Below are 12,633 nucleotides of genomic sequence, written 5' to 3'. Positions count from 1 at the left end.
ACTACTCAAGACACCGTGAGGCATCTAAGAAAATCCTTTAGCAATAGAGCAGAAAAAACCTATCTTTTCTGACTGGGAAGAGGTAGTTTTTTTGCTTTTTAAGATGAATCTGACATCCAGCCTTAGTTACCATAATGTTTTTTCTGGTATAAATCAAAAAAAGAACCCCTTATGGCTAAACTGCGACACAAGGGGTTTAAGAACGGATGATTACTTCCTTTGTGCATCTTTTTATGCATCGTTGATTTAACAAGGTTTCTCTTTAAGACGGAGGTTAGAGAAGTGTATAAAAAACGCACCTTCTGTACGCGGTTTTCATTTTTTTGAAATTTCAATAAATTAACACTATATTTTGTTTACATAATCCCAGTATAATGAGAGAGGGAGAAGAAAGAAGGGATTATGTGTTGAAAAGTAAAATGAATCAGTTGTTTGCAGAACAAAAGAGTGTTCATATACTTTATTCCTACGACCAGCAAGAAAATTATATACAACAAGTTGTAAGTTATATCCAAGAGGGGATTTTTGCTGGAGATTGCATTCTTCTTATTGAAAATGACCGTTTTTATCCTTTTATTCATGACCATTTGAAAACACTATTGACCACAGATCAAATGAAAATGATACATCGTATAAACAACTTCGATTTCTATTATTCAAGTGGTAGTTATCACCCTCCTGCCATTCTTAATTATTTTAATAAGAGCGTTCAGCCCTACTTAGAAAATAGAATTCCTTTCAGATCATGGGCACATGTAGAATGGAGCACGATGGAAGATCCTTTACATCTAATCGAAGATTTTGAAAAAATAGTGGATAGTGCAGTGAATAAACTCTCATTCCCATTAATTTGTGCATACAAAGGAGAGAGGATGCCAGAGTATCTCAAAACTATTTTGATGGAAACACATCCTTATGTTCTCATGGAGCGTGATTTAATTACCTCTGAACAATACCGACCATTAACTGATTTAGAATAAAGATAAAAAACGCTTAAGCAATCATACTAAGCGTTTTTTATCTTTATTCTAAATCAATGGTTGTCTTTCTTCCATTCAGTTTATTTACCACCATAAGCTCTCTCCCTGCCTCTATATCTACAATTAAAGCTCTTTTTAAAGCACTATTATATCTATATGTTTGCATAACCCAATCACCTATTTCTCTAAGTTGTTATATTTTCATTTAACAATAACTAGAATCCTACGCTATGACAACACCTTTCCCCTGTAAAAATCAGCTGAAGTTTTAGAATACCTTTTTCAAGACCTGAATAGCTCATTTTTTGTACTTTATATATGTTACAATACGTCTTGTAGATGCGAATAAAAATTCCATTTCTTATTCATAGGCAAGAAAAGTCCTCAAATTATGAGGGCTTTTCTTGTTTTTCATATTCTCCATCTTTCAAAGTCAGTTCTCCTGTAATTCCACATTCATTGTGAGCTTTATATTTCTGAAGAATAATATAACTTCTGTCAAAAAATACTTCTATAGGACCTTTTTCTCTGATACTAAGAATCTTTCGTAACTCCATTGAAGTGACAGCACGACCTAACTCGTTTAACTTTCGCATACTCCCTGTCGTGTTCACGCTATATCTCATCTGCAAATGCAAAATAAAGAATACCCTTTTTACGTAGGTAGCTCTATTGCAGCAAATATCAGTTCTCTAGATAAAATTAGATTATGTGTGCTCTCTTATTTTCCTTTTGGAGGGTTAAAAGCTCTCTTTTTATTCTATAAAAACACCTACGCAAATCTTCAGCTTTTAATCTCAAAATAAGTTCAACTAAATAAATATAATTGTTGATAAATGTATTTTTTTTTTGATAGATAAGTTGAACTAAACGATTGAAAATCCAATCTTTTTCTTGTATAATTAGTTCAACAGAGGTTCAACTTAAAAATGAGGTGTATAAATATGAAAATTTCACGTTTTAATAAAGACTGTGGGAACTCAGTTGATATGAATATTATCGATGGGTACCTGTTTGATTTTCCAACCAACGTTGTAGAACTTCAAAAAGAAGCTGCTGATTCATTCTTTACAGATGCGGTAACAGCACCGGAAGAATTTAAGAAGCGCATCTTACTATCTACGACAATCGGTGATGAAGAGAAAGAACGTTATTTCTTAGTCGGTGACATCGCAGCAAGCCAACAACTTGCGAACAATCACATTAATCGTTTACATAACAAAATTGCAAGCCACATTCCTTATGTGACATTTTTAGCTGCCATTGCATACTATCATGCATTACATGCAAAAGATCAAAAAGATAATAATATTGAAATTGACTATTTCTCTACGATGTTACCAATCTGGTTACTAAAGAAAGAAAGTACCTTTGGTGAAGCGCAAAAAGCCATGGCCAATCGCTTCCTAGGTGACCATAATTTCCGTATTCATACTCCAGGGTTTGAAAAAGAATTAAAGGTAGTTGTGGATGAAAGTGCTTGCCTAAAAGAAGGTGAAATCGCTCGCTTTGCGTTGAAGAAAGACCTAACACTTCAAGACCGTGAAGATGCCAATGAATATGTGGAATGTGAAACCGTAATGGTTGATATCGGTGGAGGATCAATCGATGTCGTTATTTTACCAGAAGGATTAAAAGCTGCGAACAGCCGTGAATCATTCCAAAGTATTGAAGGCATTCCCTATTTAGCTCATATTGATAAGTTGCGCAAAGAGAAGTTCCCTGAACTGTTTACGGATTTACGTGCTTTTGATCAATTTATTTTAGATAACTACAGTAAACAAAAATTCGAGTTAAAAAATGAAAACACAGGCGCATCCATTGATTTAACAGCTCAAATTACATCTTCTTTGAAAGACTACGTGGAGATTTTACTAGCGAAGTTAAATGATGTGGCCCCACCACCGGCAAATAAAATCCGTAAATACGTATATAGTGGTGGCGTTGCTCCGACACTAGAAGTAGCTATTATGACTAGCATGAGTGAAAAGATTGGCGAAGAACGTACGGAGCGATATCATAAAGTACCGGAAGATAGCCGTCACTTGAACTTATTTGGCTTAGAAATCCGAAGCATCGGGTACCTTCAAAAAAAACAAGCAGAGAAGAAAGCCGTTAAATCCTAACAGCGTAGGTGATAACCATGTCAGAGCGTCAAAACGCCTTTACGATTAAAACTAACCAGTTGAGTGATGAAGTCTACGACGTACTTGCAAAATACGCAAAGTCTCGAAAATTAGGAGACTATATTTCATCTCTAATTGTTCGAGATCTTCACCCTTCATCTACCGACCAAGTAGAATTAGGGCATAAAACAGAAGACCTTCTCGAGCATATCAATTCCCAACTACTGGAGATAAAGCAATTAGCCCAGTCCAACGGGTTCGTGGGAAAACAAGAGGATATAGAAGAGAAACCATTGGAAAGTCAAACCTTCAAAGAAGGTAAAATTGCAGATTTAGAGCAGGTATCTGGCTCTCTAGATGATGATGATTTAGAGGAATATAGCGATTTTTAATCGAAAAGCTACTAGGCATACTAGTAGCTTTTTTGCTTTCAGTAGTTTATTGGCTTTTAATGTATTCCTATATGTATAAAGAACGTGCTCAAACTAAAAGAATAATGTCATGAGCAGTTTATTTATCGGTAATAGCAATCAGCACGAGTACTTCTATTTGTTTAAATACCACTTCATACTTCTTTGTCTCAGGAACATTAATAAAATATCTTATTGATACTCAATTTGCTCCTAAAGAGTTAGATAGAAGGAATCGGTAAAGTCATGGTATACTAATAACAAACATGGAAATGATGGAGGATATTATGACAAAACGATTAGATTTGCGTGTCGACTTTGCATTTAAATCACTATTTGGCACACATGGAAATGAATCTATTTTAGCTGCTTTTTTGAACGCGGCACTCCGTTTTCCAGATGATAAAAAAATTCAGACGGTGCAGTTACTAGATCCGCATTTTAATAAAGAAAACCAAGAAGATAAACGCTCTATTTTAGATGTACATGCACAGTTAGAGGATGGAAGCCGTGTCAATATTGAAATTTAGCTTAATAACAAACATGACATGGAAAAACGAACACTCCATTACTGGTCTAAAATGTACAGTAGTTAAATGCAGGAAGGCATGGACTACGGAGAGCTTTGTAAAACGATTACCATATTAACATTGTTAACTTCCGTTATTTATCTCATATTCATGATTATCACTCCACCTTTCAGTTATATGAGCGAGAGCAGAAATTACTCTTAACGGATATGCTAGAAATTCATTTTATGGAACTACCCAAGTTATTAATTAAATGGCGTAACCGAGAGGTAGATCCACGAGAAGATCAACTTGTGCGATGGTTATTATTACTTGAAGCATCCGAAGATGAAGAAATCACTCAGGTATTGGAGGAGATTGCGATGCAAGAAGATCAAGTATTAAAGAAAGCGATGGATGAATGGGAACGTGTTAGCCAAGATCCAGAAGTGATATTAGCATATGAAGCAAGAAGAAAAGCATTATTAGATGAAAAGTCAGCGTTAAAAAGAGCTGAAAAACTTGGGGAAGAAAAGGGAAAACAGATAGGTGAAGAAATAGGCGAAAAGAAAGGGATCATAAAAGTAGCTTTAAGTATGATCCAAAAAGGTTTAGATAACCAAACAATCGCTGAATTTACAAACCTTACACCAGAAGAAATTGATAAATTACGTCGCCAATAACCATAGTTAAAAAAGGGACTTCCTGATAAATTAATTTTATCAGGAAGTCCCTTTTTTACTTTCTTCCTATCAACACATCTAATTTGAAGCTATGGCGTTTGTAATATCAAAGAGGTCATTTATTTCTTTTTATAAGATTTACCCTACATTTATTGTATCTCCATTACCCTGTGTAATAAATGTTATTGCGTACTATAGTAGAAAAATATAAGTCTTCTATTTTTTATTAAGGTGAAGACTTTTTCTTATATATCCTCTTTTAAGTTGCACTAGCGTTTTTTTTTTTTTACTGGCAATCCGTACTTATTGGAGTTTTCTTTTATTTTTTTTGCAATTTCTAGTGCTTCTTCTTTCGTCATTTTCATACAAAAGACTCCTCTCATGATCTAGTATTATAAGTTTTTTCCAATATCTTAAAAAATATACATGCTCCTCCCTCCCCTGCCATATACATGTTTTAGGTATGTACAAAAAGTCATTGTCCTAGAGATAATTTTAGATTTTAGGAGTGATTATGTGAGAGTAGAAGAGAAGAAAAGAAAAATTCGAAGTGACAAAAAACGAGATGTAAAACCGTCACTTCCAATTGATCTTAAAGAATGTATTTATCGATTGTCTTACATTACGAATACACCTGTAAAAAGTGTAGTTGAGTCAATTTGTATATCAGGTCTTGCTTCTTCAAAAGTGATGGACTATTTATCAAATTATTTTAGAAGAGGATTTAGTTTTGGCAGCACTGTGTATATGGGCGATATGTCCAAAGAGCCAATTAGACACTTATATAAAAACATAGAAAAAGAACGTGTTTCTACTCGTTTAAAAGATGGACATGGAGAAACGTACGATGTTCTGAAACGTTTAGCTTATGCTTTAGATTGTTCCCCCGCATTAGCAGCATCTTTCTTAATTGAAGCAAGCATCAGGAATTCTGATTTTGTTGATGAATACATGACTCGCCATTTAGAAGAAGAATTGGATCAAGGAAGAATAAAGGAATTAAAAGAGGTGTTAAAATTTATCAATAAAAATAACCCTTATAAAGAAGAGTACAGTCTACACAATTTAATTTCTTATATTATGGATGAATTAACAGTAGGAGCAACTAGCTTAGGGTCTTCTATACAAAACTGGTTAGAAAGTATACAGCATAAAAAATAGTTCGACCTAAAAAACCTTTGAATTTACGATTCAAAGGTTTTTTTCTTATCTTTTATTTCATTAAATAAAATTTTTGCACCTAACGGACTTAAAACTATGTTATTTGCATATTTACGGTTTTGAGGCGTTATCTCACCTGTAATCACACATTTGTTATATTCTTCGTATTTTTTTATTTCTATATGATCATCTTCCAATAAGATTTCTACTGAATCGTCTTTACCTATCTCCATTCCTTTTCTTAGTTCAATGGGAAGCACTATACGTCCCAAGGCATCTATCTTTCTTAATGTACTTAGTCCCTTCATCCTAACTCTCCTTTTATATGTTCACAAGCTCAACTTTGATATTATACTATAAATGTATAAATTAACCAATTAAAATCTTATAAACTATGCTTTTGGAGACAAGGATTAGAACTTTTTCTTAGATTGCTCTTGTACGTAAGTACACGTACGCGCATGTTCACGTGAAAAGAAATGATCTTGTTTATGATAAACTTTCACTCCACAAGAGGGGCAAGCAAAGAAACCCACTTTAGGACCTTGAGTCACTTCATGTGCATAAAACTCACCAGCTGTTTCAAACATCACTACATGGTTCGCTTTCTCAATCTTAGCTCTCATACAAGCATCTCCCACCTTATTTTGAGTTTAATTCCATAATAAGGGTTAGTAGTGTAAATTGTAAAAGAAAATGTATAGATAGATACCTATTACGGAAAAAAACAGCATGTAATGTGAGCTAATTATCTTGTCTTTTATCAATATATAATGTGCCATCACTTTGTATTTCGCCATAAAATACATCTTGTAGTTTCACTCCTAATTGATGCAGTTGCTTTTCCAACCAGCTTTGGCTTAAACCCAGTTCTTTTAAATTCTGGGTAATAACTTTGCTATCAACAATAATTTCCGTAGGCACATACAAAGGTTTCACAGCTGCTACCTTTAAATCTTTTTTGGTAACACTCTGTTGATCCACCTTTTTTAAAACGGACAGCTGCCCATCTGGTTCTAATACGGCATAGTCCACCTCTTGAGTCGAAAAAATGTTTTTTTCTCGTAATAACATACTAAGATCATCCATGTTTAACCTCAATCCAGCTAATGTTTTCTCTAAGATTTCTCCATTTTTGATGACAATTGTAGGTTGACCATCAAGTAATATACGAGCTTTTGGAGACTTTAGATTAATATAACTGACTAGAACAGTGAGTAGTGACCAACAAACTATACTAGTGAAACCATCACTCATGTCAATACTTGTATCAATAGTAATAGAAGCAGCGACAGCACCAATTGTGATCCCTGTAATATAGTTAAAATACGTTAACTGACTTACTTGTTTTTTCCCCATAATACGAGTCATTAATAGTAAAACACCAAAAGAAATGATTACCCTGCCTATAACTTCAATAAAACTCATTGCTTATTCGCCTCCAATCTGGTCGTATCAGAAATAAAACGCTCCCCTTTTTGTATATCTAAATTTATTAATTCAGCTAGTGGTTTAATTAAAAAATACAATTGAGCTTCTAATGTGTTTTTAGTATGTGTTAATACAGATAAATTATATAAGACACCTAAGTACAGACCATATATAGATGATTATCAGAGTATCTGTCCCTACTGACTTGCTATATAGCAAGAATTACGAACAAAGAAAAAGCACACGATGGTTATTGTTTAAGAGCTATATAAGGTATTTCTTATGCCTATAAATTTAAGAACAGTAACAAAAAAGACCGCCTATATCAGCGATCTTTTGAACTTATCTAAAGAAATTAAGCCACATCTTTAATCTCAGTGGTTTTATTAATAAATAATTTATCTTTAAGTCGTGATAGCAACATACCATCCACTCCATATCTCCCTGCATTTAAAGCAGAAACAAGAATAAACATAGACAATAAAACAAGTTGTACATTGGTACTTGTTGAACCACTAAACAAATAAGAAAAATTCATAACAAGACCAAAAAATACAGCTGTTTTAGTAAAACATCCAATTAATAAACCTATTCCGACTAGTAATTCTCCCCAAGGTACTAATGTATTAAATAGTTGTACATGAGGTATGGCCAGGTTTTCTAGAAAGACACCCCACCATCCTTGAACTGCTGGATGCTCGCCGACTCCTTGTGCTAATGCTCCTTTCAAAAAACCAGAAGCATCAAACGGTCCACCTGCTATTTTCCCCCAGCCAGCCATTACCCATGTATATCCAAGATATACACGTAATACAGCTAAAAGTATAGAGACCTTCTTGTTTTGCCTTAAAACCTCAATAAACATGTTGTTTCCTCCAATAATTAAAAATATAAGTACTAAAATATAATAGCATAATTGAAAATGAATATCATTATCATTTTATAGGGATTATGTAAAATTTCCAACAGCCATCGTAAAAAAATATAGTATCTCTAAGAAAGGTAGTAAAAAAAGGCTTCATTGAAATCTGAAGCCTTTTCATTTAAGTAATTAAAATTGGTAAAAGGAAAGGTCAATTTAACATCATGTGCTATTTTTGTGCTTGAAGACTCTTTTCAAACATATCAATGATATGAAGGAACCTTTCAGCTTCACGAAAAACATGGTCTGCCAGAAGAGGGTGGATAATACTTTTAATTCTACATTCCTCAATTAAATCTCTGGCAGTCTTTTTAAAGTCCCGAAGAGAAGCTACAGAAACACGATTCTGATCAAGAAATTGATCTAAAAGAGGAACCGTTTGGGATTGTGGTTTCATAGACTCTAAATCTCTTGCTTGAAAAACCAATTGATCAAAATCATGACTGAAGTTTCTGGCCATATCGACAAGTTTTCTTTCGGATGGATCAAGAAGATGACCTATAAACTGGGCATGATCAGCCATAATCCTTAAAAAGAATACATTTTCCTTTATAATGGCGTCAGCAAGTGGCTTTAATTTCCCTTCATTTAATTCAATTAATCGTTTTCTAAAATAGTTGGCTTCTCTACTAATATGATCAACCAAAAGAGGAAAGTTATTTGAACCCGGTAGTTTACAGGTCAGGATTAATCCTAAAACTTTTCTCTTAAAAGCAAATATACCTGTGGCTGCTTGTTGGACTTCTGAATTGAATCTTTTCATTTGCTCCGGATCTGTTTGATTAGTAAATGAATGAGACCGTTGTTCAATTTCTTCAAATAAATGATAAAATTGATTCGCCTCGTCAATTAATTGTGTATCCTCACACCTGAAACCTAATCGAAGAAACAAAGAATGTTCCTTCATAATCCTTGACCAAAAACGAATTTCATCTAAGGATCGTGCAACAAATGCGTTAGTCATTATTACTCCTCCTACAATTGTAAAATAGTTTCATTCTAAGTTATTCTGCTTTATGTCTGGACATGCCTAGGCTTACATAAAAAAGCCCAAATCTTTTCAGACTTGAGATTTTTCAACGTATTCTTCTATCCAATATATTATTTAGATGAAGGGAAGTTCTGTCTAAAAGGAAGATATATTAATTAGTCCTCTTTGATTTTTAACCCTAAATATTAGTATAAGATCACCAAATGTAGAACGAGTATTGCAGCGTTATTTTTGTTAAAAACAGGCCAGATTATATGCTCTTCATACTATAGAATTGGTTTTACTATATTTTTGAGCGATAGAATAATAAATTTTTATTTCTGCTTTTTATTACAAAAAGAACAGGTGTGTTTAGAGTAGTGAATCTTCTTTACATGGGGAATTTCAAGGCTTACAAGTCCATCCTTCACATGTTGATTACATACCATCAGCATATGCTTCACACTTTTCACCTCTTTTCCTTCTAAGATTTTATATAAGCATATGAGACAAGCAATACTATTTATGAATAGATAAATACAAGGGCCGAGGATTCGAAATTCTCTACTGTAATCTTATAGAAAGATATCCTCTGTAACCTTTCATACGTGTTAGCTGATTGGGCATGTGGTGGTATTCTATAAAGAATTAACGTTGGAAAGTAATATTTTAAGGAATGTAGAAAATCTCCTATACAAATAATAAGGACGATAATCACTTAATTTGGAAGGAGTAGCTTTTATGAAGAGAATATTAATGGTAGGATTTATTTTGTTATTTCCACTGAACATGTTGAATGGACCCATTAGTACTGTCGCTGAAGCTCAAGAACATCGTATTAGCCAATCTGAGGTAACGTTTGAAAATGAATTCAGAAGACTTTAGATTGATCATGTACTGTGGACAAGCAATTATATTACAAGTGCAACAACAGCAGGATCAGAAGATCAAAAGCAGGTATTGGCAAGATTGCTTAAGAACCAAGAGGATATTGGGAATGCTGTGAAGCCGTTATATGGGGAGAAAGCCGGAAACAAGCTTACGGAGTTGCTTAAGGAACATATTATCCTTGCCGGCAAGATTGTAGATGCAGCCAAAACTGGAAAGAAAGCCTTGGTGAATCAGTTAAACAAAGAATGGTATCGAAATGCTGATGATATAGCAGCGTTCCTTAGCCATGCTAACCCGTATTTAAAAAATGAAGATCTAAAAAAATTGCTGTATATGCATCTGAAATTGGTGACAAATGATTTATCTGCAAGCTTAGCGAAAGATTGGGAAGCAAGAATTGGGGCGATTGATGAAGGACTCTCACATATCATCTTAATGGCAGATACAATCTCTACGGGAGTTGTGAAGCAGTTTCCAAAGAAATTCACTCAATATTAAATTATCTTTAGTAATCAAATAAAAATTAAATACACGGAGGTTATTAACTATGAAACATCTGATTGTTTACTCTCATCCTAATCCGGAGAGTTTAAATCATTCAATTTTAGATACAACCGTTAATACGTTAAAGAAAAACGGACACGAAGTTATCGTGCGTGATTTATATGAACTTAATTTTCAACCTGTTTTAAAACCAGAAGATACGGAAGCTATGAAGGCAGGAAAGACACCTAATGACATCAAAACAGAACAAGAATTTATTTCTGAAGCAGATGCGATAACATTTATTTATCCTATTTGGTGGACGGGACTTCCGGCTATTCTTAAAGGATATGTAGATCGAGTATTTGCCTATGGTTTCGCTTATATGCCTGGTGCAGAAGGGATTGTTAAACTCTTGAAAGGTAAAAAAGGTTTAATTATTAATACCCATGGTACCCCTACTGATGTCTACGATGAAATTGGCATGACTGCAGGATTGAAAGTAACATCTGATGTTGGAATATTTGATTTTACTGGAATCGAAACGGTAGAACATTTACTATTTGGAAGCATTGGATACCTTGAGGAAGAAGCTTATAAAGGTATGTTAACAAGAGTGGAAGATACTATTAATCGTCACTTTTCATAAGGAAAAGAAAAAGGACTGCCAAATCAGGCAGTCTTTTTTGACTTTCATTTGATTTTTTATTGTTTAGTTTTTTGGATTCCTAGAAAATCCATTACAGTAACTAAAAACTTATCCTTTAACAGACAAGGTATTTAAATCTATTATAAGAGGCCAAAGTATTTATTATCGTTAACAAAATAAAAAGCAACCTCGACAATTGGCAAGCGAGGTTGCTTTTTACAGCTAATATTTGTCATGAGGTAGAAAAATATTAGTAAATAAGTAATAACACATTTTTCTATAAATACTATATTTTTTTGATTAGCCATATGCATAAAACGTGCTCGCTTTATACATCAAATCCTACCCACTTATCCAAGGAAATCCCCTTATATCAAGGATGTATAAAAAGCTGCATAAAAGGAAGTGATTCTTTTTATGTGGTTTCCGATAATGTGTTTTATGGTAACTGTTTAAATATAGTTCAAACAGCAAAAGAACTACTGTATATTTCAGTAGTCCTATCAGTTTTATAAAGGCAAGCTAAATAAAATTGATAAATTCTATTTAGGGGTCTCAATTAGTTCCGTTATTGCATTATAACTCATATTATCATTCATTAATCGTTGAAAATTATTATCATAAAGGATGTCTTCAGTAATTCTTTGCAATAATGTAGCAGTTGCTCTAAAAGGGGCGGATCCAGTACTTATTCTTTCAATACCAACTTGTGACAATGTATTAATAGAAGGTAAGTTTGGCCCAGACAAAAGATTAATGGGACAAGAGATTTCTTGTCGAACTTTTTTAATGGATTCTATGTCATATAGCCCAGGAATAAAAATACAATCAGCTCCAGCCTTTTGATATGCTTTTCCTCTAATAATGGCTTCTTGAAGTCTTAAATCTAGATCACCTATATTTAACCAATATAAATCAGTGCGTGCATTAATAAATAATGGGGCTTTTAGCGATTTGGATAGTAATCTAATTTCAGATATCCTTTCCACTTGCAATGACATATCCAAAACAGGACTATCTAAATCCCCTGTTCCATCCTCCAAATTTATACCAATCCCTCCTGCGAGAATGATTTGCTTAGCATTATTTACTACTTCGTTAGTAGACACTCCATAGCCAGACTCTAGGTCCACACTAACAGGAACATCGACCGAATTAATAATTCTCTTAACAACTGCTAGCATTTCATCAAAAGGAATTTTTTCTCCGTCTTTATATCCTAAAGACATTGCTATGCCAGCACTAGTTGTAGCAATAGCTGGAAACCCATTTTTCTCAAAAATTTTAGCACTAATAACATCCCAAGCATTAGGCAAAACAAAAGTATAGGGTCTTTTGTGAAGTTGTTGAAACGTTAGGAATTTAAGTAACTGCTTTTCATTATTCACGATGGTTCCTCCCCCTTTAAGTAAACAACT

Annotated in this window: 13 protein-coding genes and 2 pseudogenes; 7 read left to right on the top strand and 8 right to left on the bottom strand. The window is 33.7% G+C overall.

Annotation, left to right across the window (positions count from 1 at the left end):
• Positions 1-404 precede the first annotated feature (404 nt).
• Positions 405-980 carry an MEDS domain-containing protein gene (locus Q5794_RS29900; RefSeq protein WP_311593052.1) on the top strand — a complete coding sequence of 192 codons (576 nt, stop codon included), beginning with the start codon at positions 405-407 and terminating at the stop codon, positions 978-980.
• A gap of 43 nt (positions 981-1,023) precedes the next feature.
• Here Q5794_RS29900 and Q5794_RS29895 read toward each other — a convergent pair whose 3' ends face one another.
• Together Q5794_RS29895 and Q5794_RS29890 are read right to left on the bottom strand one after the other, a co-directional pair.
• The gene (locus Q5794_RS29895) at positions 1,024-1,146 is read right to left on the bottom strand and encodes a hypothetical protein (RefSeq protein WP_264295293.1); all 123 of its coding nucleotides are present in this window, start codon (positions 1,144-1,146) and stop codon (positions 1,024-1,026) included.
• A 223-nt stretch (positions 1,147-1,369) separates the two neighbouring features.
• The gene (locus Q5794_RS29890; protein WP_215055494.1) at positions 1,370-1,576 is read right to left on the bottom strand and encodes an AbrB/MazE/SpoVT family DNA-binding domain-containing protein; all 207 of its coding nucleotides are present in this window, start codon (positions 1,574-1,576) and stop codon (positions 1,370-1,372) included.
• A gap of 348 nt (positions 1,577-1,924) precedes the next feature.
• Between Q5794_RS29890 and Q5794_RS29885 the strand changes: the two genes are divergently transcribed.
• From Q5794_RS29885 to Q5794_RS29870, 4 genes and pseudogenes are all read left to right on the top strand, one after another.
• Positions 1,925-3,106 (top strand): hypothetical protein, encoded by a 1,182-nt coding sequence (locus Q5794_RS29885; protein ID WP_214989083.1) that lies wholly within the window; start codon positions 1,925-1,927, stop codon positions 3,104-3,106.
• A gap of 17 nt (positions 3,107-3,123) precedes the next feature.
• A complete protein-coding gene (locus Q5794_RS29880) occupies positions 3,124-3,498 on the top strand; it encodes a hypothetical protein (RefSeq protein ID WP_214989082.1) in 375 nt (124 codons plus the stop codon).
• Positions 3,499-3,803: 305 nt separating this feature from the next.
• Positions 3,804-4,708: pseudogene (locus tag Q5794_RS29875) on the top strand (Rpn family recombination-promoting nuclease/putative transposase).
• A gap of 516 nt (positions 4,709-5,224) precedes the next feature.
• Entirely contained in the window at positions 5,225-5,869 is a 645-nt protein-coding gene (locus Q5794_RS29870; RefSeq protein ID WP_214989081.1) for a hypothetical protein, read from the top strand.
• A 23-nt stretch (positions 5,870-5,892) separates the two neighbouring features.
• Here the strand turns inward: Q5794_RS29870 and Q5794_RS29865 are convergent, their stop codons facing one another.
• The 5 genes from Q5794_RS29865 to Q5794_RS29845 all read right to left on the bottom strand — a co-directional run bounded on the left by Q5794_RS29865 (position 5,893) and on the right by Q5794_RS29845 (position 9,186).
• A complete protein-coding gene (locus tag Q5794_RS29865; protein ID WP_214989080.1) occupies positions 5,893-6,177 on the bottom strand; it encodes an AbrB/MazE/SpoVT family DNA-binding domain-containing protein in 285 nt (94 codons plus the stop codon).
• A gap of 105 nt (positions 6,178-6,282) precedes the next feature.
• On the bottom strand, positions 6,283-6,495 hold the full coding sequence (locus tag Q5794_RS29860; RefSeq protein ID WP_057240527.1) for a hypothetical protein: 213 nt from the start codon (positions 6,493-6,495) through the stop codon (positions 6,283-6,285).
• Between the two features lie 118 nt (positions 6,496-6,613).
• Complete coding sequence (locus Q5794_RS29855) at positions 6,614-7,297, bottom strand: DUF421 domain-containing protein (protein WP_214989079.1); 684 nt, start codon at positions 7,295-7,297, stop codon at positions 6,614-6,616.
• Positions 7,298-7,655: 358 nt separating this feature from the next.
• Positions 7,656-8,165 (bottom strand): DoxX family protein, encoded by a 510-nt coding sequence (locus tag Q5794_RS29850; RefSeq protein ID WP_374989508.1) that lies wholly within the window; start codon positions 8,163-8,165, stop codon positions 7,656-7,658.
• A 226-nt stretch (positions 8,166-8,391) separates the two neighbouring features.
• A complete protein-coding gene (locus Q5794_RS29845) occupies positions 8,392-9,186 on the bottom strand; it encodes a DUF2935 domain-containing protein (protein ID WP_214989077.1) in 795 nt (264 codons plus the stop codon).
• Between the two features lie 747 nt (positions 9,187-9,933).
• On the opposite strand from Q5794_RS29845, the pseudogene Q5794_RS29840 reads away from it, so the two are divergent.
• Together Q5794_RS29840 and Q5794_RS29835 are read left to right on the top strand one after the other, a co-directional pair.
• A pseudogene (locus Q5794_RS29840) lies at positions 9,934-10,581 on the top strand (glycosyltransferase).
• Positions 10,582-10,630: 49 nt separating this feature from the next.
• Positions 10,631-11,215 carry an NAD(P)H-dependent oxidoreductase gene (locus Q5794_RS29835; protein WP_374989507.1) on the top strand — a complete coding sequence of 195 codons (585 nt, stop codon included), beginning with the start codon at positions 10,631-10,633 and terminating at the stop codon, positions 11,213-11,215.
• A gap of 542 nt (positions 11,216-11,757) precedes the next feature.
• Here the strand turns inward: Q5794_RS29835 and Q5794_RS29830 are convergent.
• A complete protein-coding gene (locus Q5794_RS29830; protein WP_374989506.1) occupies positions 11,758-12,603 on the bottom strand; it encodes an isocitrate lyase/phosphoenolpyruvate mutase family protein in 846 nt (281 codons plus the stop codon).
• Positions 12,604-12,633 lie beyond the last annotated feature (30 nt).

Source organism: Priestia megaterium (assembly GCF_041941685.1).
In the GTDB taxonomy this organism is placed as follows: domain Bacteria; phylum Bacillota; class Bacilli; order Bacillales; family Bacillaceae_H; genus Priestia; species Priestia megaterium_C.
Note: the sequence above shows the minus strand (reverse complement) of the source record. Positions and strands in the feature narration are given on the sequence as shown.

Excerpts from the sequence above, each read along its gene's own strand:
- Q5794_RS29880 (WP_214989082.1), top strand. The coding sequence starts at position 3,124 with ATGTCAGAGCGTCAAAACGCCTTTACGATTAAAACTAACCAGTTGAGT.
- Q5794_RS29895 (WP_264295293.1), bottom strand. The coding sequence starts at position 1,146 with ATGCAAACATATAGATATAATAGTGCTTTAAAAAGAGCTTTAATTGTA.
- Q5794_RS29835 (WP_374989507.1), top strand. The coding sequence starts at position 10,631 with ATGAAACATCTGATTGTTTACTCTCATCCTAATCCGGAGAGTTTAAAT.
- Q5794_RS29845 (WP_214989077.1), bottom strand. The coding sequence starts at position 9,186 with ATGACTAACGCATTTGTTGCACGATCCTTAGATGAAATTCGTTTTTGG.
- Q5794_RS29865 (WP_214989080.1), bottom strand. The coding sequence starts at position 6,177 with ATGAAGGGACTAAGTACATTAAGAAAGATAGATGCCTTGGGACGTATA.
- Q5794_RS29885 (WP_214989083.1), top strand. The coding sequence starts at position 1,925 with ATGAAAATTTCACGTTTTAATAAAGACTGTGGGAACTCAGTTGATATG.
- Q5794_RS29850 (WP_374989508.1), bottom strand. The coding sequence starts at position 8,165 with ATGTTTATTGAGGTTTTAAGGCAAAACAAGAAGGTCTCTATACTTTTA.
- Q5794_RS29855 (WP_214989079.1), bottom strand. The coding sequence starts at position 7,297 with ATGAGTTTTATTGAAGTTATAGGCAGGGTAATCATTTCTTTTGGTGTT.
- Q5794_RS29890 (WP_215055494.1), bottom strand. The coding sequence starts at position 1,576 with ATGCGAAAGTTAAACGAGTTAGGTCGTGCTGTCACTTCAATGGAGTTA.
- Q5794_RS29860 (WP_057240527.1), bottom strand. The coding sequence starts at position 6,495 with ATGAGAGCTAAGATTGAGAAAGCGAACCATGTAGTGATGTTTGAAACA.